We start from the raw sequence: 24,431 nt of genomic DNA on the forward strand, positions 1-24,431 counted from the left end.
GGCGCTCACGCGGGCCGGCCCGGGTCGCGGCGGGGCGCGGCGGCGACAGCGGCCGCCGGATCCCCGTCCGGGGCAGGGGCGGGGGGCGCGTCGCCCGCGAGGGGTGGCGGGACGTTTCCTCCGGGGCCGGACTGCTCGTCCGAAGTGACCCGGTGGTGCCAGCCGTGGCGGGCCACCGCCCGGATCAGGGCAGCCACCATCAGCGGGTCGAACTGCGTGCCCGCGCACCGGTCGAGTTCCCGCAGGGCGGTCCCCACCGGCCGCGCCCGCCGGTACGAACGCGTCGACGTCATCGCGTCGAAGGCGTCCGCGACGGCGACGATCCGCGCGAACTCCGGGATCCGGCCGCCCTCGAGACCGTAGGGGTAGCCGCTGCCGTCGAGCCGCTCGTGATGGTGCAGGATCGCCGCCCGCGCCTCCCCGAGGAAGCCGATGCCGCGGACCATCTCGTGCCCGTACTCGGGATGCAGCTCGATGACACGGCGTTCCTCGGGGGTGAGCGGCCCGTCCTTGCGGAGCAGCCGCGTCGGGACGCCGAGCTTGCCGACGTCGTGCAGGATGCCGGCGAAGCGCAGGCCCTCGACGCGGTCCTCCTCCATGCCGAGTTCGCGGGCGATCATCACGGACGCGCGGCCGACGCGTTCGCTGTGCCCGCGCGTGTACGTGTCCTTGATGTCGACCGCCTGCACGAGGGCGCGGATGGTGGCCTGGTGGGCGGCGCGCTCGCGGTGGTACTGCGCGAAGGCCCAGCAGGAGATGTACATCGGCAGCAGCACGAAGAGCGCGGCGACCGGGCCGTACGGGCTGCGCCAGAGCACCGCCGTCATCAGCCCCGCCAGTCCCTGTACACCGTGCGGCGCGACGGACCGCAGCAGCAGCCCGCGCCACGCCGTCCGTACGGGCAGCCGCTCGGCCGTCGCCAGGATGCCGCCGTCCAGGGCGGTCAGGACCAGGCAGAAGGCGAGGACGGCGGCCCCGGCGGGCAGCAGGACGTACGGGAAGTCGGGCGCCGCCGGCCCGGCTGCCCCGCCCCCGCCCAGCGACGCACCGCCGCCGAGGAGCGTGCAGACATGGGCCGCGGCCCACGCGGCGAGCGCGAGCTGCGCCGCCCGCCAGGCCCGCCGCACGGCGCGCGGGCGGCGCTCGACATGGCCGACGAGGGCCCCGGGTACGGCGACGAGCGCGGCGGCCGGCGGCGGCAGCAGCAGTACGGCGGCGAGCAGCACGGGGAAGAAGGACCCCGCGCCGACCCGCAGCGCGCTGACGAGGAACGGCCGGCGCCCGAGCAGCTCGCAGGCGGCGTGGAGCGCGGCGAGCAGTGCGGCGGTGCCCCAGGGGGTGCCGACGCCGGGCCGCAGGGCGGGCAGCGCGCACCAGGCGGCCGCCAGCAGCGCACACAGGAGGTACGCGCGCGCCGCCACCGAAAGGACTCCCACCAGCCTCGCTCCTGTTGTCCCGAGTCCGCCCGCCACAATCAGTGCGTCACGCTAGCGAGTTGAGCGGGGCTGGAGACGACGAAGCGGCCGATTAGCACCTTCGAGTGATAATCGGCCGCTTCGTGACGCGGGAGCCCGGCCGGGACGGGACAGGGCGGAGCCCGGGGCTACGCCTCGTTGGCGGCGGCCGGCAGGTCGGCGGACGTCGTGGCCGTCACGTCCTGCTCGGGCACGGCCTGCCCCGACCGGATCAGATCGATGCGCCCCATGACCTTGGCCCGCAGATCGGCCGGTACGTCGTCACTGCCGCAACAGCGCTTCACCAGCTTCTTGACGGCCTGCTCCAGGCCGTACTTCTCCAGGCACGGGGAGCACTCCCCGAAGTGCACCTCGAACTTGGTGCAGTCGCTGTCCGGCATCTCGTGGTCGAGGAACTCGTAGAGGTGGTCCAGGACCTCAGAGCAGTCAGTCTCGTGCGGCTCTCCGCAGCTCATGAGCCCGAACCTTTCCCGTCGTTCGACTCTCCGGCACCCGCCGGGACGAGCCCGCGGTCACGCGCGTAGTCCTCGAGCATGCCGCGCAGTTGACGGCGGCCCCGGTGCAGCCGGGACATCACCGTGCCGATGGGTGTTCCCATGATGTCCGCGATCTCCTTGTACGCAAAGCCCTCTACATCCGCGAGGTAGACCGCGATGCGGAACTCCTCGGGGATCGCCTGCAGCGCGGACTTGACGTCCGAGTCGGGCAGGTGGTCGAGCGCCTGCGACTCGGCGGAGCGCAGGCCCGTCGACATGTGCGACTCGGCGCGCGCGAGCTGCCAGTCCTCGATCTCCTCGGCGCCGCTGCGCTGCGGTTCGCGCTGCTTCTTCCGGTACGTGTTGATGAAGGTGTTCGTCAGAATGCGGTAAAGCCACGCCTTCAGGTTCGTACCCTCACGGAACTGGTGGAAGGACCCGTACGCCTTGGCGTACGTCTCCTGCACCAGGTCCTCCGCGTCGGCCGGATTGCGCGTCATGCGCAGCGCGGCCGAGTACATCTGGTCGAGGAAGCCCAGCGCGTCGCGCTCGAAACGCGCGTTGCGCTCGGCGGTGCTCTCCTCCGCCGCCTGGCCGTCGTCGGTCCCTGTGTCGGTCCCAGTGACCGGACCCACCTCCTCCAACGCCGTGGCGGGGCCGAATGCGGACCCGCTCGAAACGGAGGATAGACGACGATCCTGCCCGGCCGCCGCCCGACGGGGGGCGGTCTGGGCCGCGGTGAGCACCGTCCACTCCAGGTCAGCGGTGTTCGAGCGGCTCGGGCAGATGGTCGATCCCATGCGACGGACTCCCTCTCCACGTACGTGCGGTCTGTGTCGACGCACGGAACAACAGAGGTCTCGCGCAGATCATTCCCCGAGCCCGCCGATCCAGCCCCCGACGGCGTCCGTGATCACTTCCACCACCTGCCCGCCGGTGGTGCCGGCCTTCTTCGGCACGGCGAACCCGTGGTCGGCGTACTCCACTTCCACCAGGTCGTACGTCCCGTCCGGGAACTCCCCGGGCTTCCCGAAGGGATCGTTTCCGCCCTGTACGACCAGAGTGGGGACCCCGGCGCCCAGAAGTTCCTCCGCCCGGGACTTCTCGGGGCGGCCGGGAGGGTGGAGCGGAAAGCTCAGCGCGAGTACGGCGCGCGCGCCCAGTTCGGCGGCGGTCCGGCACGCGACGCGCGCCCCGGCGCTGCGCCCGCCGGAGACGACCGGCAGTCCGGGCTTCTCCAGGGCGGGCCACAGCCCGCGCCACCCGGCGTCCAGGGTCCGGGGCGCGGGCGCGAGCTTCTTCCCGGCCACCCGCCAGGGCTGCTCCACCAGGGCGACGCTCACCCCGCGCGCGGGCAGCGCGGCCGCGAGCCCCTGGAGGTCCCGCGCCTCGATGCCGCCCCCGGCGCCGTGGCCCACGGCCAGGACGATCCACGGCGCCTCGGCCCCGAACCAGGTGATCCGGGCCTCACCGGCCGCCGTCTCCACCGTCCCGGCCGTCCCGCTCCGCGTCACACGCACCGTCCTCCCCGCTCCCCGTACCGCCTCAGAACAGCGTTTCCTCCTCCGGAGCCGCCAGTTCCTCCAGCAGCTCCGGACCGTTGTTGCGCACGTTGCTCACCGCCGTGCCCACCGGATACGCCCGCATCAGCCCGCCCGGCGGCGGCGCCAGCAGCGACCGTACGTCCTCGGCGTCCGTACGGGCCGGATCCAGCCACGCGTCCCACCGGTCCGGCGTCAGCATCAGCGGCATCCGGGGGTGGATCTCGGCCAGCGTTCCCGGCCCGTCGGCCGGCGCGACCGCCAGCGGCGTCGTCTCCGCCTCGGTGGTGATGACCGAGCACGTCGCCCACCACGCCTGCGGGTGGTCGTCCGGCAGCGTCCGGTCGCGCCAGAACTCGTACAGCCCGGCCAGCGCCATGACCGACCCGTCCGCCGGAGTCACGAAGTACGGCTGCTTCCGCGGCCGCTTCTTCTTCCCCTGCTCCTCCAGCTGCCGCTCGTCCGCGCCGGTGACCCACTCGTAGTAGCCGTCGGCGGGAAGGACGCAGCGCCGGGAGACGAACGGCCGCCGGAACGACGGCTTCTCGTGCACCGTCTCCGCCCGCGCGTTGATCATCCGGGCCCCGCCGTCGGGCGACTTCGCCCACGAGGGCACGAGCCCCCATTTCAGCTTCCTCAACTGCCGGACCGGGCGCTCGTCGCCCGCGTCCTTCACAGGACGCTCCAGGACCGCGTAGACCTCCTTCGTCGGAGCCACGTTCCAGTCCGGGGCGAGTGCCTCCTCGGGCTCCCACTTCTGCACATCGAAGAGCCCGACGAGTTCCTCGGCACTCCGGCTCGCTGCATACCGTCCGCACATGGATGCCACACTGCCACGACTTCCGGACTTCCGGACTTCCGGACTTCCGGACTTCCGGACTTCCCGACTTCCCGACTTCCCGACTTCAAGGAGCCGCCCTGACCATGGACAGCACACCTCTCGGCGATCTGTGGGACCGCCTCTCCGGTACGCAGCCCGATCCGGGCCAGTGGCTCGTGGCGGCCGCGGCCCTCCTCGCCCTGGCCGTCGTCGTCCCGCGTCCCGTGTGGCGCCTGTCGCGCAACGCCGTCACCATCGCCCACGAGGGCGGGCACGGCCTGGTCGCCCTGCTCACGGGCCGCAGCCTCGACGGCATCCGCCTCCACTCCGACACGAGCGGCCTGACCGTGAGCCGGGGCAGGCCGACCGGCATCGGCATGATCCTGACGGCCGCCGCCGGCTACCCCGCGCCCTCCCTCCTGGGCCTCGGCGGCGCCTGGCTGCTCGCCGCGGACCGCATCACGCTCTTCCTCTGGATGGCGACGGCCCTGCTGCTGGCGATGCTGGTGATGATCCGCAACGCGTACGGCGCCCTGACCGTGATCGTCACCGGCGCCGCCTTCCTCCTGGTCTCCTGGCTCACGGCCCCGGAGATCCAGGCCGCCTTCGCGTACGCCGCCGTCTGGTTCATGCTCGTCGGCGGTGTCCGTCCCGCCTTCGAGCTCCAGTCCAAGCGCCGTCACGGGGGCGCCCCCGACTCGGACGCCGACCAGCTGTCGCGGCTCACGCACGTACCGGTCGCGCTGTGGCTGTTCTTCTTCCACACGGTGTCGGTCTGCGCCCTGCTGGGCGGCGGGCGCTGGCTGCTCGGCCTGTGACGGCGTCCGGAGCGGCCCCGGCCGGGGCCGTCACACACCGTCCGCACACTGACACCATTGAGTTACGCCCCGGTTTCGGGGCATTTGATCAAGATCGGGGCCCGCCGCGAGCCATTAAAGTGAAGGCCATGACCGAAAGCCCCGTGCACCCCGCCCTCTGGCCCGCACCCCACACCGGCGAAGCCGTCGACGCGACCGTCACCGTGCCCGGATCGAAATCGGTCACCAACCGCGCTCTCGTCCTGGCCGCCCTCGCCGCCGAGCCCGGCTGGCTGCGCCGCCCGCTGCGCTCCCGCGACACCCTGCTGATGGCCGACGCGCTGCGCGCGATGGGCGTCGGCATCGAGGAGACCGTGTCGTCCTCCTCGTCCGCCACGGGTGAGCTCGACGGCTCCGGCGAGGCCTGGCGCGTGATTCCGGCGGGGCTGCACGGCCCGGCCACGGTCGACGTCGGCAACGCGGGCACCGTGATGCGCTTCCTGCCGCCCGTCGCGGCGCTCGCCGACGGCCCCGTCCGTTTCGACGGCGACCCCCGTTCGTACGAACGCCCGCTCGGCGCCGTCATCGACGCGCTGCGCACCCTCGGCGCCCGTATCGACGACGACGGCCGCGGCGCGCTCCCGTTGACCGTGCACGGCAGCGGCGCGCTGGACGGCGGCCCGGTCGAGATCGACGCGTCCTCGTCCTCGCAGTTCGTCAGCGCGCTCCTGCTGTCCGCCCCGCACTTCAACCAGGGCGTGGAGGTGCGCCACACCGGCGCCGTCCTCCCCTCCATGCCGCACATCCTGATGACCGTCGACATGCTGCGCGCGGTCGGCGCCCAGGTGGACACCCCCGAGTCCGGCGGCGAGCCCAACGTGTGGCGGGTCTCCCCCGGCGCCCTGCTCGGCCGCGACCTGACCGTCGAGCCCGACCTTTCCAACGCGCAGCCGTTCCTCGCCGCCGCCCTGATCACCGGCGGCCGGGTCACCATCCCCGACTGGCCCGAGCGCACCACCCAGCCGGGCGACGCGCTGCGTGAGATCTTCACCGCGATGGGCGGCTCCTGCGAACTCACCGAGCAGGGCCTGACCTTCACCGGCAGCGGCACGGTGCACGGCATCGACGTGGACCTCGGCGACGTCGGCGAGCTGACTCCCGGTATCGCGGCGGTCGCCGCCCTGGCCGACTCCGAGTCCGTACTGCGCGGTGTCGCGCACCTGCGGCTGCACGAGACCGACCGGCTGGCCGCCCTCACCCGGGAGATCAACGCGCTCGGCGGCGACGTCACCGAGACCGAGGACGGCCTGCGCATCCGGCCGCGCCGCCTGCACGGCGGGACCTTCCACACATACCACGACCACCGCATGGCGACCGCGGGCGCGATCATCGGCCTCGCGGTCAAGGACGTGCTGATCGAGAACGTGGCGACCACCGCCAAGACACTGCCCGACTTCCCGCAGATGTGGACCGGAATGCTCGACGGAAACTGACGGGGCCTGACGACATGCGCCGCTACGGCAAGAACCCCGACGAGGACGACATCCGGATCCGCCCCAACCGCAAGGGCAACCGGCCTCGCACCCACACCCGCCCCAAGCACGAGGACGCCGTCGAGGGCTTTGTCCTGACCGTCGACCGGGGCCGCATCACCTGCCTCGTCGAGGACCGCACGGTGGTCGCGATGAAGGCCCGCGAGCTGGGCCGCAAGTCCGTCGTCGTGGGCGACCGGGTCGCCATCGTCGGCGACCTGACGGGCGACAAGGACACCCTGGCCCGCATCGTCCGCGTCGAGTCCCGCCGCTCGGTGCTGCGCCGTACCGCCGACGACGACGATCCGTTCGAGCGGGTGGTCGTCGCCAACGCCGACCAGCTGGCGATCGTCACGGCCCTGGCCGACCCCGAGCCGCGCCCGCGCATGATCGACCGCTGCCTGGTGGCGGCGTACGACGCCGGGCTCGAGCCTCTCCTCGTACTGACCAAGTCGGACCTGGCGCCGGCGGACCAGCTGCTGTCCGCCTACCGCCCCCTCGGCGTCCCGTACATCGTGACCAGCCGCGAGGACCTGGCGAACGGGGCCGCGACCGAGCTGGTGCGGCGGCACCTGGAGGACAAGGTCACGGCCTTCGTCGGCCACTCGGGGGTCGGGAAGACGACGCTGGTCAACACACTGGTGCCGGAGGACCGCTGGCGTACGACCGGCGTGGTCAACGCGGTCACCGGCCGCGGCCGGCACACCACCACATCGGCGCTCGCGCTGCCGCTCACGGGGGTGGACGGCTGGGTGATCGACACGCCCGGCGTCCGCTCCTTCGGGCTGCACCACGTGGATCCGTCGCGCGTCATCCTCGCCTTCCCCGACCTCGAACCGGGGACGGAGGGCTGCCCGCGCGGCTGCAGCCACGACGAGCCGGAGTGCGCGCTGGACCAGTGGGCGGCCGACGGCCACGCCGACCCGGCCAGGCTGGACTCGCTGCGGCGGCTGCTCGCGACGCGGGAGCGGCGCGAGGGCGACTGACCCGCCGCGCCGCGTTCACCGCTGCCCGCTCCCGGCAAGGGCATACTCACACCACGTACGACGAAGCAGTCACCGACGCGGGAGGAACCGGCCATGGCGTGGCTGCTGGTGGTGGTGGCGGGGCTCCTGGAGACCGGCTTCGCGGTGTGCCTGAAGCTGTCCCACGGCTTCACCAGGCTGTGGCCCACGGTCGCCTTCGCCTCGTTCGCGCTGGGCAGTTTCGGGCTGCTGACGCTCGCACTGAAGAAGCTCGACGTGGGACCCGCGTACGCGGTGTGGACCGGCATCGGGGCCGCGGGCACCGCGATCTACGGGATGGTCTTCCTCGGTGACGCGGTCTCGACGCTGAAGCTCGTCTCGATCTCGCTGGTGATCATCGGCGTCATCGGGCTCCAGCTCTCGGGCTCGGTCCACTGAGAGCGGTGCGCGGGATCCGCGGCGTACGGACGGCAGAGCGCGCCCGCACACCGGGACCGTGTGGTTCGCGGAGAACGTGGTCGATACTGTTCGGTCATGCCCGACTATCACGATGATCTGCGCTTCGCCCATGTCCTCGCGGACGCCGCGGACGCCACGACGATGGAGCGCTTCAAGGCTCTGGATCTCAAGGTCGAGACCAAACCGGACATGACTCCGGTGACGGAGGCCGACAAGGCCGCCGAGGAGCTGATCCGCAGCCACCTGCACCGCGGCAGGCCGCGCGACGCCGTCCTGGGCGAGGAGTACGGGCTGCAGGGCTCGGGCCCGCGCCGCTGGGTGGTCGATCCGATCGACGGCACCAAGAACTACGTGCGCGGCGTGCCGGTCTGGGCGACGCTGATCTCGCTCATGGAGGCCGGCGAGAACGGCTTCCAGCCCGTGATGGGCGTCGTGTCCGCGCCCGCGCTGGGCCGTCGCTGGTGGGCGGCGAAGGGCGGCGGCGCGTACACCGGGCGCAGTCTCACCTCGGCCACGCGGCTCCGTGTCTCCAAGGTCGACCGGATCGAGAACGCGTCCTTCGCGTACTCCTCGCTCAGCGGCTGGGAGGAGCAGGGGCGCCTCGACGGCTTCCTGGACCTGACCCGCGCCTGCTGGCGGACGCGCGGGTACGGCGATTTCTGGCCGTACATGATGGTCGCCGAGGGGGCGGTGGACATCTGCGCGGAGCCGGAGCTCTCGCTCTGGGACATGGCCGCGAACGCGATCATCGTCCAGGAGGCCGGCGGTGTCTTCACCAGCCTCGACGGTGTGACGGGACCCCACGGCGGCAACGCGGCGGCGTCCAACGGCCTGCTCCACGAGGAGATGCTGGGCCACCTCCGCGGATAGGGCGTCCTCCCCGTACGGAAGTCCGGCACCCGGCGCAGTTCGTCACGGCCCTCGTGAAACCGGCGCGCGGAGGCGTGTGATCGCGTCACACGCCTTCCCGCGCCCTCTTGTTGCCGTCCCGCCCGGCTGCCACTCTGGAACCCCCCACTTGTGAACTTGTGAATCAGTTCTCGCAGTTCGTGGGTTCGCTTCACCAAGGAGGTGGCTCCTTCCATGCTCGTCCGTGACGCCATGAGTACGGTGGTCCTCACCATCGGCCCCGCCCACACGCTCCGCCAGGCAGCCCGGCTGATGGCGGAGCGCCGCGTCGGGGCGGCCGTCGTCCTCGACACCGACGCCGACGGACTCGGCATCCTGACCGAACGCGACATCCTCGTCTCCGTCGGGTCGGACCAGGACCCCGACCTCGAAACGGCCGGAGCCCACACCACCACCGACGTCGTCTTCGCCGCCCCCTCCTGGACGCTGGAGGAAGCCGCGCAGGCCATGGCGCACGGGGGCTTCCGGCACCTGATCGTGCTGGACGGCGACGGCCCCGTGGGCGTCGTCTCCGTGCGCGACATCATCCGCTGCTGGGCACCGGCCCGGAGCCGGCCGCAACCGACCGCACTGGCGCTCTGAGTACGCGAGAAGGCCGGACTCCCCTCGGGGAATCCGGCCCTCCGCCTACGGCGAGCGGTCCGTACTAGCCGCGCAGGGCCTGGACCGCGGCTTCCAGCCGCTTGCCGAAGTCACCGTCGGCCTGACGGAAGTTGTTGATCGCGCGCTCCGCGATGTCGTCGCGCGACACCTTGGAGATGAACTGGGCCAGGTTGTCGACCAGACGGCCCTTCTCGTCCTCGGACATCAGACGGTAGAGGTTGCCCGCCTGGACGAAGTCGTCGTCCTCGGCGTGGCGCGGAGCCTCGTGGTTGCCCGTGGCGCCCTCGACCGGGAGGGGCTGCCACAGCGGCTTGTCCGTCTGGAACGGGCCGCCGAAGCTGTTGGGCTCGTAGTTCTTCGTGCCGTTGTGGCGGCCGTCGTACAGGTAGCCGTCACGGGAGTTCGTCCGCGCCTCGGTGGCGTGCGGGCGGTTCACCGGCAGGTGGTCAGCGTTGATGCCGACGCGGTAGCGGTGGGCGTCGCCGTACGCGAAGAGACGGCCCTGGAGCATCTTGTCGGGCGAGGGGCCGATGCCCGGCACGAAGTGCGCGGGGCTGAAGATCGACTGCTCGACCTCGGCGAAGATGTTCTGCGGGTTGCGGTTGAGCTCCAGCTTGCCGATCTCGATCGGCGGGTAGTCCGCGTGCGGCCAGACCTTGGTCAGGTCGAACGGGTTGAAGCGGTACGTCGCCGCGTCGGCCGCCGGCATGATCTGCACCTGCACGGTCCAGGACGGGAACTCACCGCGCTCGATGGCCTCGCGCAGGTCGCGCTGGTGGCTGTCCGGGTCCATGCCGGAGAGCTGGTTGGCCTCGTCGGTGGTGAGGTTCTTGATGCCCTGGTCGGTCTTGAAGTGGTACTTGACCCAGAAGACCTCGCCGGCCTCGTTGTTCCACTGGTACGTGTGCGAGCCGTACCCGTTCATGTGGCGCAGCGTCGCCGGGATGCCGCGGTCACCGAACAGCCAGGTCACCTGGTGCGTCGACTCGGGGCTCAGGCCCCAGAAGTCCCACACGTTGTCGGCTTCCTGCGAACCGGTGTACGGGTCGCGCTTCTGGGTGTGGATGAAGTCGGGGAACTTGATGGCGTCCTTGATGAAGAAGACGGGCGTGTTGTTCCCGACGAGGTCGTAGTTCCCCTCCTCCGTGTAGAACTTCAGCGCGAAGCCGCGGGGGTCGCGCACGGCGTCCGCGGAGCCGAGGTTGCCCGCGACCGTAGAGAAGCGCAGGAAGGTCTCGGTCTGCTTGCCGACCTCGGAGAGGAACTTCGCGCGCGTCCACTGCGAGACGTCACGGGTCACCGTGAAGGTGCCGTACGCACCGGCGCCGCGTGCGTGCACGACGCGCTCCGGGATGCGCTCACGGTTGAAGTGCGCGAGCTTCTCGAGCAGTGCCTGGTCCTGAACCAGGACCGGACCTCCGGCGCCCGCGGTCTCACTGTTCTGGTTGTCGGCTACCGGCGCGCCGGCCTCCGTAGTGAGCGGTCCCTGCGTCACGTGCGCCTCCTGCGTCATACCTGCAAGTCCTGTCCCTTGGTGTTTGCCGTTGTCGATCCTACAATGGACTTTGTCTAAGTCAAGCAAACATCCAAAGTCACACCCGTTCGGGACCTGGGTCCCACCACTGTTAGGCTGGACCTCATGAGTGACCTGTTGGAACGACTGCGCGGACGCGGCTGGCGCATGACTGCTCAGCGGCGCGTCGTGGCCGAAGTCCTCGACGGGGACCACATCCACCTCACCGCCGACGAGGTGCACGCGCGCGCTGTGGCCAAGCTGCCGGAGATCTCCCGGGCGACCGTCTACAACACGCTGGGCGAGATGGTGTCCCTCGGCGAAGTGATCGAGGTCTCCACGGACCGCCGGGCGAAGCGGTACGACCCGAACGCGCACCGGCCGCACCAGCACCTGGTGTGCGCGCAGTGCGGCGCCATACGCGACGTGCACCCGGTGGGCGATCCGCTCACGGACCTGCCGGACTCCGAGCGCTTCGGCTTCACCATCTCGGACGTAGAGGTCACCTACCGGGGCACCTGCCCCCACTGCGCCTCCGCCTGACGCCGGCACACGAAGGGCCCGGCACCGGTATTCCGGTGCCGGGCCCTTCTGCCACTCACGTGCACGCCCGCACGCGCCCTGGTGCGTCCGCACACGACGAAGGCCCGGATCTCTCGCGAGATCCGGGCCTTCGGCCACCTCTTCAGTAGCGGGGACAGGATTTGAACCTGCGACCTCTGGGTTATGAGCCCAGCGAGCTACCGAGCTGCTCCACCCCGCGTCGGTAAACACGACTGTACGTCGCCCCGCCGACCGGCGCAAATCCGTTCCCGTGCGAGGCGACCGGGCGAGGTGGCCGCGCCGGCCTGGCGAGATGGCGAAACGATCCGTGGGCCGCCTGGCCGGGCCCGGCTAGGCGGTGAGCTCCTGGTGCAGCGCCTCGCGCAGCCGCGCCGCGCGCTCGGCGACCTCGGGGGGCCCGAGTTCCACCGCCCGCGCGCACCACCGCTCGCCCTCGTCCAGCTCGCCGTGGCGGGCGGCCAGCAGCGCGAGGCGCAGCGCGGCGCGGCCGTGGCCGGCGTGCGCGGCGCGCGACCACCACAGGGCGGCCTCCGGCTCGCTGCCCTCGCGGGCGAGCAGCAGTCCGAGGTTGAAGGCGCCGTTGCGGCTGCCCGCCTCGGCGGCCTCCCGGTACCAGCGCGCGGCGCCCTCCAGGTCGCCGCGGCCCGCGGCGAGCATGCCGACGCGCACCTGGGCGCGGCGGTGCCCCTGCTCGGCGGCCCGCTCGTACCACTCCTCGCACTCGGACTTCTCGTTCAGCGCCTCGCCGAGGACGGGCCGGCCCGCGGGGGGCTGCCGGCAGTCGAGCAGCGTGGCGAGGCGGAAGGCCGCCTCGGCGCTGCCGCCGCCCGCGGCGCAGCGCAGATGGCGCTCGGCCTCCTGCTCCTCGCCGTCCCGCAGCAGGGCGATGCCGACCTGGAGTGCGGCCTCCGTGTGCCCGGCGGCGGCCGCGCGCTCGTACCAGACGAAGGCCGTGCGGTCGTCGTCGCGGCCCGCGTACAGGATGCCGAGGTTGAAGGCCGCGTCGACGCTGCCGGCCTCGGCGGCCTTGGAGAACCAGGGCTCGGCGCCCGCCGCGTCGCCGCCCTGGAGCAGCAGGATGGCGAGCGCGTTGGCGGCCTCGCGGTGGCCCGTGTAGGCGGCGCGGCGGTACCACTGGTCGGCCTGGGCGGTACGGCCCTGGGCGGCGCACAGCAGCCCGAGGTTGTACGCCCCGTTCACGTCACCGGCGTCCAGGGCGGCGCGGTACCACCGCTCGGCGGTCTGCTGTTCACCGCGGGCGGCGTGCAGGGCGCCCAGCGCGTTGGCGGCGTTGCCGTCGCCGTCCTGGGCGGCGCGCAGCCACCACACGGCGGCGCTGTCCTCGTCGCCCGCGTCGCGCAGCAGGAAGCCCAACGCGCAGGCGGCCCGGGGCTCGCCGTCCTTGGCGGAGGTCAGGTACCAGCGCCCGGCCTCCTTGAGCTCGCCGCGCTCCTCCAGGATGGCGCCGAGGTGCAGGGCGGCACGCCGGTGCCCGCGCGCGGCGGCCTGCCGGTACCACTGCTCGGCCTCGACGGCGGGGTCGAGCTCCCCGGCGCCGCTCCCGGCGTGCCGGGTGCCCGTGCCGGACTGCCCCGCACCGGTGCCCGCACCGGGGTGGCCGTGGCCCGGCCCGCGGGTGCCGGTGGGGGCGAGCACCGCACCGGTGCCGGGGAGCCGGGTGCCGGTGCCGAAGTCGAGGAAGCCGGTGCCCAGGCCGGTCCCGGTGTCGGGGCCGGGCCGGCGGAGGTCCGTGCGGCCGGTGGCGGGAGCCGCGCCCGTGTGCGGCCCGCCCGCGCCCGTACGCGGGTCCGCGCCGCCCGGCGCCGTACCGGAGTCGGCCGCGCCGGCGCGCGCCTCCGCGGCGGCGCGGCGGTCCAGGGTGCGGGCGAGGCGGTACGCCGCCTCGCGGTGCCCCTGCTCGGCGGCGGCGCGCAGCCAGCGCTCGGCGCCCACGTCGCTGCGGTGTTCCAGGAGGTCGGCGAGGGCGTACGCCCCCAGCGCGTGCCCCTGTTCGGCGGACTGGCGCAGCCAGTACTCCGCGGCGGGCTCGTCGCCGCGCTCACGGTAGTGGCGGCCGAGTGCGTGCGCGGCGGCGGCGGAGCCGGCCACCGCGGCGATGCGCCACCAGCCGGCCGCCTCTTCGGCGTACCCGCGCTGGTGGAGGAGGACTCCCAGGTTGTTGGCGGCGGCGCGGTCGCCGTCGGCGGTCGCGGCGCGCAGATAGGGTTCGGCACCGTCGAGGTCGCCGCGGCGCAGCAGCAGCGAACCGAGCACGCTCATGGCCTCGGTGTCGCCGTTCTCGGCGGCGCTCCGGTGCCGTGCCTCGTACTCGGCCTCGGCGGTGTCCACGGCGTCAACAGCGTGCTCTTGGTCTCGCTGCACAAACCGCCCTGTCTCCAACAGAGTTGTCCTGTCCCCCATAAAACCCATCGTCGCACCACCCGTAACCCGCGTATACCTGGTATACCGCAGCCAGTGAGGTCACTTCAGCGTTTTGTCGACATGCCCACAGAGAGACACTTCAAACGCCTTGACCCCAACTCTCCCCGCCAGAACGGGAGTTCGTACGGGCGCACGGATGTCCGGACACACGACGAGGGCCCGGATCTCTTTCGAGATCCGGGCCCTCGTCTTCTTCAGTAGCGGGGACAGGATTTGAACCTGCGACCTCTGGGTTATGAGCCCAGCGAGCTACCGAGCTGCTCCACCCCGCGCCGTTGTGTTCAAACAGTACCACGGCGCGGGGACGTCCCTGCTCAGCTGCCCTTCTGGTCGCCCTTCTCGTCCTTCTCCGCCTCGGCGCCGGGTTTGCCGCCGGGCTCGGCCTCGGCGCCCGGCTTGGCCGGCGCCCCGGTCTCCGCCCCGGCGTCGGCGGCCCGCTGCAGCGCGTCCTGGAGCTTCTCCTGCGCCTTGCCGTACGCGGTCCAGTCCTGCTCCTTCAGCGCCTCCTCGCCCTCGTCGTACGCCTTCTGGGCGTCCTCGATGGCCTCCTGGAGCGAATCGTCGCCGCCGGACGGGGGCCTGGTGGTGTCGTCCTCACCGTCACCCGGCGGCGGAGGCGTCTCGCCCTCCTCGCCGAAGACCGCGTTCAGCGCCTCGCCCAGCGTGTCCTTGAAGACGGTCTCCCTGCCGTACGAGACGGCGACCTTCTTCAGGAGCGGGTAGGCGTTGTTGCCCTGGGCGTACACCGGCTCGACGTACAGGAAGCCGTCGTTCAGCGGGATCGTCAGCAGGTTGCCGTACTCGATGTCCGAGTTGGCGCCCTTCAGGTTCCTGACGAACTCGGCGACTTCGGCGTTGCTGTTGAGCCGGTTCTGCACCTGCTGCGGGCCCGGTACGTCGCCCGTGACCCTCAACAGCCTTATCGTGCCGTAGTCCTTGCTCGACGCGTCGGCGTCGACCGCCATGAACGCACCGAGGTTCGGGCGCCCGTTGGGGGTGAACGTCGTCGTCAGCGAGAACTTCCGCTCCTGCTCCTGGGGCATCTTCAGGCTCAGGTAGTACGGCGGCACCGAGCTCTTCTCGCCGGTCGTCGGGTCGTCCGGCACCTGCCACGCGTCACTGCCGCTGTAGAACTGCGACGGGCTCTCGACGTGGTAGCGGGTGAGCAGCTCGCGCTGCACCTTGAAGAGGTCCTGCGGGTAGCGGAGGTGATCCATCAGCGCGGGGGCGATCTCGCCCTTCGCCTTCACCGTGCCCGGGAACGCCTTCATCCAGGTCTTGAGGACGGGGTCCTCGGTGTCCCACTGGTACAGCTTGACCGTGCCGTCGTACGCGTCGACGGTGGCCTTCACCGAGTTGCGGATGTAGTTGACCTGGTTCTGCTGGGCGATCACCGCGCGCTGGCTGTCGGTCTGCGACAGCGAGTCGGCCGTCGTGTCCCCCAGCGTCGTGCGCGAGGCGTAGGGGTAGCCGTTGGTGGTGGTGTACGCGTCGACGATCCACTGGATGCGTCCGTTCACGACCGCCGGGTAGGCGTCGCCGTCGAGGGACAGCCAGGGCGCGACCGCCTCGACGCGCTCCTTGGGCGTGCGGTTGTACAGGATCCGCGAGCCCTCGCCGATGGCTCCCGAGTAGAGGATCTGCGGCTCGCTGAAGGCCGCGGCGTACGCGGCGCGGTTCAGCGGGCTCGACAGGTTGACCCCGCTCTTGCCCTCGTAGCTCGTGGTCTTGGTGGGCTCGCCGTTCTTCTCGTAGTCGAGTTCCTTCTGCGGCCCGCCCACGATCGAGTACTGCTCGGTCTTCTCGCCGTAGTAGATCCGCTGCTCGTACTCGCCGAGCGTGCCCCGGGACGGCAGGCCGGACTGCACGAAGTCCGGGGCGCCCTCGGTGTCCGGCTTGACCGCGGTGCCCTTGGCGGCGACCACGCCGTATCCGTGGGTGTACGTGAAGTGGTCGTTGATCCAGTTGCTCTTGGGGATGCCCTTGACGTCGAGCTCGCGCAGGCCGACGACCGTGTCCTGGCCGTCGTACCGGTCCACGTCCAGCGTCGTGGGGAACTGGTAGTACTTGCGCTCCTGCTGGAGCTGCTGGAAGGTCGGCGAGACGACGTTCGGGTCGATCAGGCGGTAGCTGGCCGCCGTCTCGGCGTCCTCGCGCAGCTTGGCGTTGTCCTTGCTGTCGCCGACGCCCTGGTAGTCGTCCACCTTCGCGTCGTCGATGCCGTACGCCTCACGCGTCGCGTCGATGTTCTTCTTGATGTACGGCGCTTCCTTGGCCTGCTCGTTCGGCTGGACCTGGAACTTCTGCACGATCGCCGGGTAGAGCCCGCCGATGAGGATCGCCGAGAGCACCATCAGGCCGAAGCCGATGACGGGCAGCTGCCAGGTGCGGCGCCACAGCGTCGCGAAGAACAGCAGTGCGCAGATCACGGCGATGCAGAAGAGGATCGTCTTCGCCGGCAGGTAGGCGTTCGCGTCGACGTACCGCAGGCCGGCCCAGTTGCCCGTGGCCTTGAAGTCACTGGACTTCACCGCCAGGCCGTACCGGTCGAGCCAGTACGCGACGGCCTTGAGCGCCACGAAGATGCCGAGCAGCACCGACAGGTGGCCGGTCGCCGCGGCGGTCGCCCTGGCTCCCGGGCTGGTGATGCGCAGGCCGCCGTACAGGTAGTGCACCAGCGCGGCGGCGATCAGGGAGAGCACGGCGGCCGCGAAGCCGAAGCCGAGCAGGAAGCGGTACCAGGGGAGGTCGAACGCGAAGAACGACACGTCCAGCTGGAACTGGGGGTCCTTCTGGCCGAAGGGGACACCGTTGACCCACATGAGCCAGGTGCGCCACTGCCCGGACGCGGACGCTCCGGCGATCAGCCCGACCAGAGCGGTGACCGCGAGGAGCACCCACTTCTTGTACGGGGCGATGCCCATCCGGTAGCGGTCCAGGTTCTGCTGCTCCAGCGACATCGCGCTCAGCGGCGGCCTGAGCCGGTGCGCGAGCCAGATGTTCACGCCGACGGCCAGGGCCATCAGCAGGCCGAAGGCGGCAAAGAGCCCGATCTTGGTCCACAGGGTGGTGGTGAAAACGGACGAATATCTGACCGAGCGGTACCAGAGCCAGTCCGTCCAGAACCCGGCGAACATGACGAACGCCATGGCCAGTACGGCCAGGACGCCCAAGGTCATGAGCAGGGTCCTGGCACGCCGGGAGGGCCGGCCGACTCTGATCCGTGGCCCTGTCGGGCCTCCGCCGCGGTCCGGCATCTGGAAAGCCAAGGTGCGCACCTCGAAAGTTCGCTGTCGTAGGAGCAGGCTCCGCGATCGTAGAGCCCACTCATGCAACTTACTGAAGCTTTACTCAGTTCCCGCTTCGGGGTCCGAAGGAGGCAGGATGTCAAGCATGTCCAATGTTTCTCCCTCCGGGCCCCCCATGGCCACGAGCCCGCTCACCCGCGCCGTGCTCGAAATCGACGAATACACCTCCGGTCTCGGCTGGGACCAGCCCGCCAGGCTGTTCGCCCTCGTCGACACCGCCCAGCTGCGTGCCCAGGAGCCGGGCCTCGCCGCCCAGCTCGGCCTCGCCGACGGCGGGTCGACGGCCACGCTCACCCCCGTCGAGCAGGAAGAGATCCCGTCGGGCACCGCGCTCGACGAGTTCCTCGCCACGATCGCCTGGCCCGACGCGGTGGCCGGCTGCGCGCTGACGGTGGAGCGGCTGATGCTGCCGCCGTCCGCCGAGACGTCCGTACCCGAAGGGCTGAACGAGGCCCAGCTGGCGAAGTGGGTCGCGAAGCACCCGGACCGTCAGGAGGTCCGCATGACGGTGGCCGTGCTGCGCGACGGCGCGCGCGAGTCCGCGCTGCGGCTGCGGGAGAAGGACTCCCCGACCGAGGTGCTCACCGGCTCCATGCTCGTTCCCGGTCTCGCCGAGGCCCTGGCCGCGACCTTCGAGGCGTAGGCGCCGCGAAGCGTCACCGCCGTCCCCCCGGGGGCGCGGCCGTCAGCCCGTCGTGCACTGCGGCAGGCCGGCCGTGTCCCCCTTGCCGATCCTCTCCAGCGACTTCTTCGCGTCGTCGATCGTCTCGACCTTCACCAGGGTGAGGCCGTCGGGGATGTCCGCGACGGCGGACGTGCAGTTCTCGCTGGGTGTCAGGAAGTACTCGGCGCCCGCGTTGCGCGCGCCGACGGTCTTCATCTCGATGCCGCCGATCGGGCCGACCTTGCCGTCCTCGTCGATCGTGCCGGTGCCCGCCACGAACTTCCCGCCGGTCAGGTTGCCGGGCGTGAGCTTGTCGACGATGCCGAGCGAGAACATCAGGCCCGCGCTGGGGCCGCCGACGTCCGCCAGCTTGATGTCGATGTCGAACGGGAAGGTGTGGTCGGGGCCCGCCTGGATGCCGACGACCGCGCGGTCGTCGTCCTCGGCCCTCTCCGTGGTGATGACGACGTCCTCGCTGCCCATCGGCTCCTTGCCCGCCTTCTCCGCCGCGACCGCCTCCTTGGCCGGGACCACCGTGAAGACGACCTTCTCCGTGGGCTTGTGCCGGGTGACGAGCTCGGCGACGTCCTCGGGGGCCTCGACGGCCGTGCCGTCCACGGCCTTGATGACGTCGCCCGCGTGCAGCCTGCTCTCGGCGGGGCTGTCCTTGAGAACGGTGGAGACCACGACCCGTGTCTTCACCGGAATGCCCAGTTCCCTCAGCGCCGCGGTCTTGGCGCTCTCCTGGGACTGACTGAACTCCTCGGCGTTCTCCTGGGTCGACTGCTCCTCCGTCTTGCCGTCCGGATAGAGCGTGTCGTGCGGTACCACCACGCTGTCGTGCGCCAGCCAGCCGTAGACCGCCTCGACGAGGTTCATCCGGTAGTCCGCGCCGGTGACTCTGACCGTGGTCATGTTGAGGTGGCCGGTCGTCGGGTATGTCTTGTGACCGGAGATCTGCAGTACCGGCTCGCCGTCGGCCTCGCCGAGAGTGTTCACCGTCGGGCCGGGGGACATCTCCGAGTACGGAGGAGTGATGAGTACGCCCGCGCACAGCAGCGCGATCATGATGAGGGTGGAGGCGAGCATCGTCGCTGTGCGGCGTGGCATGGAACGACAGTACGGGACAGGCATGTCAGTACACCGCTGGGGCCGGTCCGTACGGGGCCTCCGGGCCCTGACGTACGGGCGGGTCCGCTTCACGGGGCCTCAGGCGGCGTCGGAACCGGAGCGGGTTTTCTCCATCGCCTCACGGAACCGGGCGTAGCCGGCGAGTTCCGAGACGTCGCCGGCTGTTCGACTACGGGTCGCCCAGGTCCCCCATATCGCAGCGCCGAATGCGGCGAACAGCGGAATCAGCAACCACGCGAGTGCCGCCATTCCGACCTCCCGACCCCAGGGACCGACCACTGTCGGCCGATCAGCAGATTAGCCATTGGTCAGTCCAACGCTCATGGCAGGGGCCCGGTTACGCAAATCGGGGCGCATGGACGCCCCCCAGGTTTCAACCGTCTCAGCGCTCTCAGCGCTCTCAGCGGTCCAGCGGTCTCAGTGGTCTCGACGGGGATCCGTCAGCACGCTCCGACCCACTCCTCCGTACCGTCGGAGAACGTCTGGTGCTTCCAGATCGGCACTTCGTGCTTCAGGTCGTCGATCAGCCTGCGGCAGGCCTCGAACGCCTCGCCCCGGTGCGGGCAGGAGACCGCCACGACGACCGCGAGGTCGCCGACCTCCAGGTCGCCCACACGGTGGACGGCCGCCAGCGCCCGCACGGGGAAGTCCGCGGCGACCTTTTCGGCCACCCGGCGTAGCTCGTCCTGGGCCGAGGGGTGACAGGAGTAGCCGAGCCGGTCGACGTCGGCGCCCCCGTCGTGGTTGCGCACGGTGCCGACGAACAGCGCCGTTCCGCCGGCGGCGTCTTCGCCCACGGCGGCGAAGACCTCGTCGACGGAGAGCGGGGTGTCGCGGATCGCCAGCAGCCGGATGGGGTCCTGTGCCGCCTGCTCGCCCGGGTGGGAGTACGTACCTGCCATGGCGCCCATCGTGCCGTACCGCACCGGCATTGCGGAATAGCGCTTTCGACCGGCTGTACGGGACCCGCGTATGGAGGGTCCTACATGCGGCCCCGCGCCTTGCGTACGCGGCGCACCAGTGCGGCCGTGCCCAGCAGGGCGACCGTGGCGCCCGCCGCGCCCGCCGCCGTGGCGTCCTTGCGGCCGAGGCGGCGGCCCGCGACGGTGTGCCGGCCCGCGACCTCCTCCAGCAGTTCGGCCAGTACCTCCTCGTTGGTCCACTGCGGTCGCCAGCCCGCTTCGTGGAGCCTGCTGACGCTCACCACCCAGGGGTGCATCGTGTAGGCGAGATCCCCGGCCGGAGAGGGCGTGAGGCCGATCCGGTGCAGCCGGGCCGCGGCGCCCAGGGCGACCGCGGACGGCAGCTCCATGCGGCGGATGCCGCTGAGCTCCTCGATTTCCTCCTGCTCAAGCCAGCCGTCGCAGCCGACCGCGATCTCGCCCTCGACCTTCTCCAGCACGGCGTACTCCAGCGCGCTGACCAGGTCCTCGACATGGCAGAACTGCCAGGTCGGGCGGGACCCGGCGACGACCAGCAGGCGCGGGGACTCGAAGTACCGGGTCAGCGCGGTGTCCGTGCCGCCGACCAGGACGGCGGGGCGGACCACGGTGACGTTGAGGCCGGGGTGCGCGCGGGGCGCCCGGCGGCCGAGGCGCTCGATCTCCAGGAGGTCGCCGACGCCGGCGGCCTCGGCGGTGGCGCGCAGTTCCGCGTCCTCGGACAGCGGGATGTCGTTGTCGGGCAGGGCGCCGTAGACCATGGCCGACGTGCAGAGCACGACGCGGTGGACACCGGCGGCCGCGGCGGCGGTGAGCACCGTCTGGGTGCCCCGCACGTTGTACGCCGTACGGGCGGCGGGGTCGGTCTCCAGGTCGAGGTCGAGCGCGAGATGCACCACGACGTCGGCACCCCGCAGCTTCTCCGCGATGGCGGGGTCGCGCACGTCCAGGATGTGCCACTGCGCCTCGGCCGCCTCGCCGCGGCGCTCGTCGATCGCGACGACCTTCTTGATCTGCTCGGACTCGGCGAGGCGCCGGGTGAGCAGCGCGCCGATGCCCGAGGCGGCACCTGTGACCGCGACCACGGGGCCGCGGGCCGATGGGGACGATTCGTTTCGCCTCTGGCGAACTTCAGCGCTCTGTGATGCGCGAACCTGCGGATCTGGGGAACTCACCGGGCATCTCCAGCGGTTGTCTTCAATACGTGCACGCTGTGACGCGTACGTACCAGGTGGCGTCCATCCTGCCGCAGGCGACGAGTCGGCGGAGCACCGAGCCCATCTCCGGCTCGGGTGTCTACGCTGGGTGGTGATGTCGGGCAGCCGCCGCCGGCCGGAGCCGGCGGCCTTACGAGCCGAGGAAACCCGTGAGTGACACCCCATTCGGATTCGGCCTTCCGCCGGAGGAGCCGGAGGACGGCGACGATGGCAAGAAGAAGGGCAGCGAGGGCGGTGGCCAGGGTGGCCAGGGTCCGGCGAACCCGTTCGGCGGGTTCGGCGGTCTGCCGGGCGGCGCGGGCGGGGAAAACCCGTTCGCCGCGATGTTCGGCTCGCTGAACCCGAACGACCTGGGCGCGGCCTTCCAGCAGCTCGGGCAGATGCTCAGCTACGAGGGCGGTCCCGTGAACTGGGACATGGCCAAGGACATCGCGCGTCAGACGGTCTCGCAGGGCACCGCCGACGGCTCCAAGGACTCCAGCGTGAGCCCCGGTGAGCGGTCCGCGGTCGAGGAGGCGGTGCGTCTCGCCGATCTGTGGCTGGACGGCGTGACCTCGCTGCCCTCCGGCGCGAGCACGTCGGTGGCGTGGAGCCGCGCCGAGTGGGTCGAGGCGACCCTGCCCGCGTGGAAGCAGCTGGTGGACCCGGTCGCCGAGCGCGTCGGCGCGGCCATGGGCGACGTACTGCCCGAGGAGATGCAGGCCATGGCGGGCCCGCTGCTCGGGATGATGCGCTCCATGGGCGGTGCGATGTTCGGCCAGCAGATCGGGCAGGCCGTGGGCGTGCTGGCGGGCGAGGTGGTCGGCTCGACCGACATCGGCCTGCCGCTGGGCCCGGCCGGCAAGGCCGCGCTGCTGCCGCTGAACATCGAGGCGTTCGGCAAGGACCTGGGCATCGAGAAGAACGAGGTGCGGCTGTACCTGGCGCTGCGCGAGGCCGCCCACCAGCGTCTCTTCGCCCATGTGCCGTGGCTGCGCTCGCACCTGTTCGGCGCGGTCGAGGGATACGCGCGCGGCATCCAGGTCGACACCTCGAAGCTGGAGGACGTGGTCGGCCAGCTCGACCCGTCGCACCCGGAGCAGCTTCAGGAAGCGCTCCAGCAGGGCATGTTCCAGCCGGAGGACACCCCGGCGCAGAAGGCGGCGCTGGCCCGTCTGGAGACGGCGCTCGCGCTCGTCGAGGGCTGGGTGGACGCCGTGGTGCACGAGGCGGCCAAGCCTCGGCTCACGTCGGCGGACGCGCTGCGCGAGACGCTGCGCAGGCGGCGGGCCTCCGGTGGTCCCGCCGAGCAGACCTTCGCGACGTTGATCGGCCTTGAGCTGCGTCCGCGGCGGCTGCGGGACGCGGCGCGGCTGTGGGCCTCGCTCACGGACGCACGCGGCCTGGACGGGCGCGACGCGCTGTGGGAGCACCCGGACATGCTGCCGACGGCAGAGGACCTGGACGACCCGGACGGGTTCGTGCACCGCGAGCAGATGGACTTCTCCGAGCTCGACAAGATGCTCGGCGAGGCGGCCGGCGGGGGTCCGGCTCCGAAGCCGGGCCTGAAGAAGGACGACGGCAGGGGCAGCGCCGCAGAGGGCGACGCCCCGGAGGGCGGCAGCGCAAAGGGCGACAGCGACAAGTGAGCCTGCACGACGACGCGGTCCTCGTGCTGAAGAGCTACGAGGACCAGGAGGAGTTGCGCCGGACGTACCTGGATCACCTGGCGGCGCACCCGAACGGGATGTGGAAGGCCTGCGAGGCCGGGCACGTCACGGCGAGTGCGCTGGTCGTCGATCCGGAGCGCGGCCGGGTGCTGCTCACGCTGCACAAGAAGCTGAACATGTGGCTCCAGATGGGCGGCCACTGCGAGCCGGACGACGCGACGCTCAAGGACGCCGCGCTGCGCGAGGCCACGGAGGAGTCCGGTATTCCGGGGCTGACGCTGCTGCCCGTCGGCCCGGTGCGACTGGACCGGCATCCGATTCCGGCGCCCTGCAACTGGCACCTGGACGTGCAGTACGCGGCGTTGGCGCCGGGTGGTGCGGTCGAGGCGATCAGCGAGGAGTCGCTGGATCTGCGCTGGTTCGCGTACGACGAGGTGGCGGGTGTGGCCGACCAGTCGGTCGTACGGCTGATGGAACGTACGCGCGCGGCACTGCAGACGGGCGTACGCATCGCAGGTGAGTGCCACAGGTGAGTGCCACAGGTGAGTGCCACAGGTGAGTGCCACAGGTGAGTGCCACAGGTGAGTGCCACAGGTAAGGGGCGGGCTCCTGGGAGCCCGCCCCTTACCTGTGCTTACGTGCGTGCCTGTCGCTGTGCGCGCTCAGTTCCAGGCGTTGTTCTGGTTCTGGCTGCGGGCACCCTGCTGGCCCACGCCGAACTGCGCGGCGACGCCCTGCCCCAGCTGCGCGTTCTGCGGCGGCATCACCTCGCTGGGCTGCACGAGTGCGAAGCCCTGGCCGAGGAAGCTGAGTTCCCAGCCCTCGCCGGTGGTGCCGCGCCGCCGGCGCACGTTGGACGAGTGCGTCTGGGCCTGCATCTGCACGCGCAGGGAGCTGGACCAGGCGACGATCGCGTCGGCGTCGGCGTTGACGTACTTCTCCGGCGTCACCTGGAGCATCAGCGGCTGGCCGGAGGTCATCAGCGCGACCTTGCCCTGCCCCGAGATGTTGAGCTGGTACTTGCCGGTGCCGGAGATGCCGTACTGGCTGTCGACGGCGATGACCTCGGTGTTGAGCGAGGAGTCCAGCGCGAGGACGTAGGCGCTGTCGACCGTCATGCCCTCGCGGTCGACGTCCACCAGATGGACGTACTGCGCGAGGTTGGCGAGGTAGACGGTGCCCTGCCCGGAGCAGCGCATCAACTCGAGGCCCTCACCGGTGTTGACCCGGGCCCGCCGCTGGCTGTTCGACTGGTACTCGCCGTCGAAATCCATCAGCCCCTGGTACGCGACCATCGCGCCCTTGCGGGCGAGGACGTCGTCGTGGCCGGTCAGCGAGATCCGCAGGAGCTGCGGGTTCTGCACGGTGTACCGGTCCTGGGACTGCTGTTCGGTGTGACTGAAAAGCGGACTCTGCATGGTGTGT

23 protein-coding genes and 2 tRNA genes are annotated in these 24,431 nt (G+C 71.2%); 10 read left to right on the plus strand and 15 right to left on the minus strand.

All coding sequences use genetic code 11. The annotated features are described in order from the left end of the window. Positions 1-5: 5 nt before the first annotated feature. The 5 genes from ABD374_RS20605 to ABD374_RS20625 form a co-directional block, all read right to left on the minus strand. The gene (locus ABD374_RS20605) at positions 6-1,436 is read right to left on the minus strand and encodes an HD-GYP domain-containing protein (protein ID WP_344497045.1); all 1,431 of its coding nucleotides are present in this window, start codon (positions 1,434-1,436) and stop codon (positions 6-8) included. A 167-nt stretch (positions 1,437-1,603) separates the two neighbouring features. Then, entirely contained in the window at positions 1,604-1,930 is a 327-nt protein-coding gene (rsrA, locus tag ABD374_RS20610) for a mycothiol system anti-sigma-R factor (RefSeq protein WP_093799134.1), read from the minus strand. Further along, positions 1,927-2,586 (minus strand): sigma-70 family RNA polymerase sigma factor, encoded by a 660-nt coding sequence (locus tag ABD374_RS20615; protein WP_167518243.1) that lies wholly within the window; start codon positions 2,584-2,586, stop codon positions 1,927-1,929. Before ABD374_RS20615 ends, rsrA begins: the two co-directional genes overlap by 4 nt. Positions 2,587-2,820: 234 nt before the next feature. After that, positions 2,821-3,465 (minus strand): alpha/beta hydrolase family protein, encoded by a 645-nt coding sequence (locus tag ABD374_RS20620; protein WP_344497046.1) that lies wholly within the window; start codon positions 3,463-3,465, stop codon positions 2,821-2,823. Between the two features lie 31 nt (positions 3,466-3,496). Continuing rightward, positions 3,497-4,312: an SOS response-associated peptidase gene (locus tag ABD374_RS20625; RefSeq protein ID WP_344497047.1), complete on the minus strand. Its 816-nt coding sequence runs from the start codon at positions 4,310-4,312 to the stop codon at positions 3,497-3,499. A gap of 104 nt (positions 4,313-4,416) precedes the next feature. On the opposite strand from ABD374_RS20625, the gene ABD374_RS20630 reads away from it, so the two are divergent. The 6 genes from ABD374_RS20630 to ABD374_RS20655 all read left to right on the plus strand — a co-directional run bounded on the left by ABD374_RS20630 (position 4,417) and on the right by ABD374_RS20655 (position 9,556). Continuing rightward, positions 4,417-5,130, plus strand: a complete 714-nt coding sequence (locus ABD374_RS20630) for a M50 family metallopeptidase (RefSeq protein WP_344497048.1) — start codon at positions 4,417-4,419, stop codon at positions 5,128-5,130. A 128-nt stretch (positions 5,131-5,258) separates the two neighbouring features. Then, positions 5,259-6,602: a 3-phosphoshikimate 1-carboxyvinyltransferase gene (aroA, locus tag ABD374_RS20635; protein ID WP_344497049.1), complete on the plus strand. Its 1,344-nt coding sequence runs from the start codon at positions 5,259-5,261 to the stop codon at positions 6,600-6,602. A gap of 14 nt (positions 6,603-6,616) precedes the next feature. Then, positions 6,617-7,627, plus strand: coding sequence for a ribosome small subunit-dependent GTPase A (gene rsgA, locus ABD374_RS20640; RefSeq protein WP_344497050.1), 1,011 nt, complete (start codon positions 6,617-6,619; stop codon positions 7,625-7,627). 93 nt (positions 7,628-7,720) lie between these two features. Continuing rightward, positions 7,721-8,044: a DMT family transporter gene (locus tag ABD374_RS20645; RefSeq protein WP_344497051.1), complete on the plus strand. Its 324-nt coding sequence runs from the start codon at positions 7,721-7,723 to the stop codon at positions 8,042-8,044. 96 nt (positions 8,045-8,140) lie between these two features. Further along, positions 8,141-8,935, plus strand: a complete 795-nt coding sequence (hisN, locus tag ABD374_RS20650) for a histidinol-phosphatase (protein WP_344497052.1) — start codon at positions 8,141-8,143, stop codon at positions 8,933-8,935. Between the two features lie 213 nt (positions 8,936-9,148). Continuing rightward, complete coding sequence (locus ABD374_RS20655; RefSeq protein WP_344497053.1) at positions 9,149-9,556, plus strand: CBS domain-containing protein; 408 nt, start codon at positions 9,149-9,151, stop codon at positions 9,554-9,556. A gap of 64 nt (positions 9,557-9,620) precedes the next feature. Here the strand turns inward: ABD374_RS20655 and ABD374_RS20660 are convergent, their stop codons facing one another. Beyond that, positions 9,621-11,072, minus strand: coding sequence for a catalase (locus ABD374_RS20660; RefSeq protein WP_344497054.1), 1,452 nt, complete (start codon positions 11,070-11,072; stop codon positions 9,621-9,623). Between the two features lie 144 nt (positions 11,073-11,216). Between ABD374_RS20660 and ABD374_RS20665 the strand changes: the two genes are divergently transcribed. After that, on the plus strand, positions 11,217-11,633 hold the full coding sequence (locus ABD374_RS20665) for a Fur family transcriptional regulator (protein ID WP_344497055.1): 417 nt from the start codon (positions 11,217-11,219) through the stop codon (positions 11,631-11,633). A 146-nt stretch (positions 11,634-11,779) separates the two neighbouring features. Here ABD374_RS20665 and ABD374_RS20670 read toward each other — a convergent pair. The 4 genes from ABD374_RS20670 to ABD374_RS20685 form a co-directional block, all read right to left on the minus strand. Continuing rightward, positions 11,780-11,853 (minus strand) — tRNA-Met (locus tag ABD374_RS20670). A gap of 131 nt (positions 11,854-11,984) precedes the next feature. Further along, positions 11,985-14,084: a tetratricopeptide repeat protein gene (locus tag ABD374_RS20675; RefSeq protein ID WP_344497056.1), complete on the minus strand. Its 2,100-nt coding sequence runs from the start codon at positions 14,082-14,084 to the stop codon at positions 11,985-11,987. 210 nt (positions 14,085-14,294) lie between these two features. Beyond that, positions 14,295-14,368: transfer RNA gene (locus ABD374_RS20680), tRNA-Met, on the minus strand. Between the two features lie 42 nt (positions 14,369-14,410). After that, the gene (locus tag ABD374_RS20685; RefSeq protein WP_344497222.1) at positions 14,411-17,353 is read right to left on the minus strand and encodes a UPF0182 family membrane protein; all 2,943 of its coding nucleotides are present in this window, start codon (positions 17,351-17,353) and stop codon (positions 14,411-14,413) included. Between the two features lie 127 nt (positions 17,354-17,480). Between ABD374_RS20685 and ABD374_RS20690 the strand changes: the two genes are divergently transcribed. Continuing rightward, positions 17,481-18,047 (plus strand): PPA1309 family protein, encoded by a 567-nt coding sequence (locus ABD374_RS20690; protein ID WP_344497057.1) that lies wholly within the window; start codon positions 17,481-17,483, stop codon positions 18,045-18,047. A 42-nt stretch (positions 18,048-18,089) separates the two neighbouring features. On the opposite strand, the gene ABD374_RS20695 is transcribed toward ABD374_RS20690, so the two are convergent. From ABD374_RS20695 to ABD374_RS20710, 4 genes are all read right to left on the minus strand, one after another. Continuing rightward, positions 18,090-19,178: a YlbL family protein gene (locus tag ABD374_RS20695; RefSeq protein ID WP_344497058.1), complete on the minus strand. Its 1,089-nt coding sequence runs from the start codon at positions 19,176-19,178 to the stop codon at positions 18,090-18,092. A gap of 99 nt (positions 19,179-19,277) precedes the next feature. Next, positions 19,278-19,448: a hypothetical protein gene (locus ABD374_RS20700; protein WP_344497059.1), complete on the minus strand. Its 171-nt coding sequence runs from the start codon at positions 19,446-19,448 to the stop codon at positions 19,278-19,280. Between the two features lie 191 nt (positions 19,449-19,639). Beyond that, complete coding sequence (locus ABD374_RS20705; RefSeq protein ID WP_344497060.1) at positions 19,640-20,101, minus strand: molybdenum cofactor biosynthesis protein MoaE; 462 nt, start codon at positions 20,099-20,101, stop codon at positions 19,640-19,642. A gap of 80 nt (positions 20,102-20,181) precedes the next feature. Then, positions 20,182-21,315 carry an SDR family oxidoreductase gene (locus tag ABD374_RS20710; RefSeq protein WP_344497061.1) on the minus strand — a complete coding sequence of 378 codons (1,134 nt, stop codon included), beginning with the start codon at positions 21,313-21,315 and terminating at the stop codon, positions 20,182-20,184. 191 nt (positions 21,316-21,506) lie between these two features. On the opposite strand from ABD374_RS20710, the gene ABD374_RS20715 reads away from it, so the two are divergent. Then, complete coding sequence (locus ABD374_RS20715) at positions 21,507-22,985, plus strand: zinc-dependent metalloprotease (RefSeq protein ID WP_344497062.1); 1,479 nt, start codon at positions 21,507-21,509, stop codon at positions 22,983-22,985. Next, complete coding sequence (locus ABD374_RS20720; protein WP_344497063.1) at positions 22,982-23,539, plus strand: NUDIX hydrolase; 558 nt, start codon at positions 22,982-22,984, stop codon at positions 23,537-23,539. Before ABD374_RS20715 ends, ABD374_RS20720 begins: the two co-directional genes overlap by 4 nt. A gap of 129 nt (positions 23,540-23,668) precedes the next feature. Here the strand turns inward: ABD374_RS20720 and ABD374_RS20725 are convergent, their stop codons facing one another. After that, positions 23,669-24,424: an AIM24 family protein gene (locus ABD374_RS20725; RefSeq protein ID WP_344497064.1), complete on the minus strand. Its 756-nt coding sequence runs from the start codon at positions 24,422-24,424 to the stop codon at positions 23,669-23,671. Positions 24,425-24,431 lie beyond the last annotated feature (7 nt).

The sequence above is a fragment of the Streptomyces enissocaesilis genome (assembly GCF_039533765.1).
GTDB lineage: Bacteria > Actinomycetota > Actinomycetes > Streptomycetales > Streptomycetaceae > Streptomyces > Streptomyces enissocaesilis.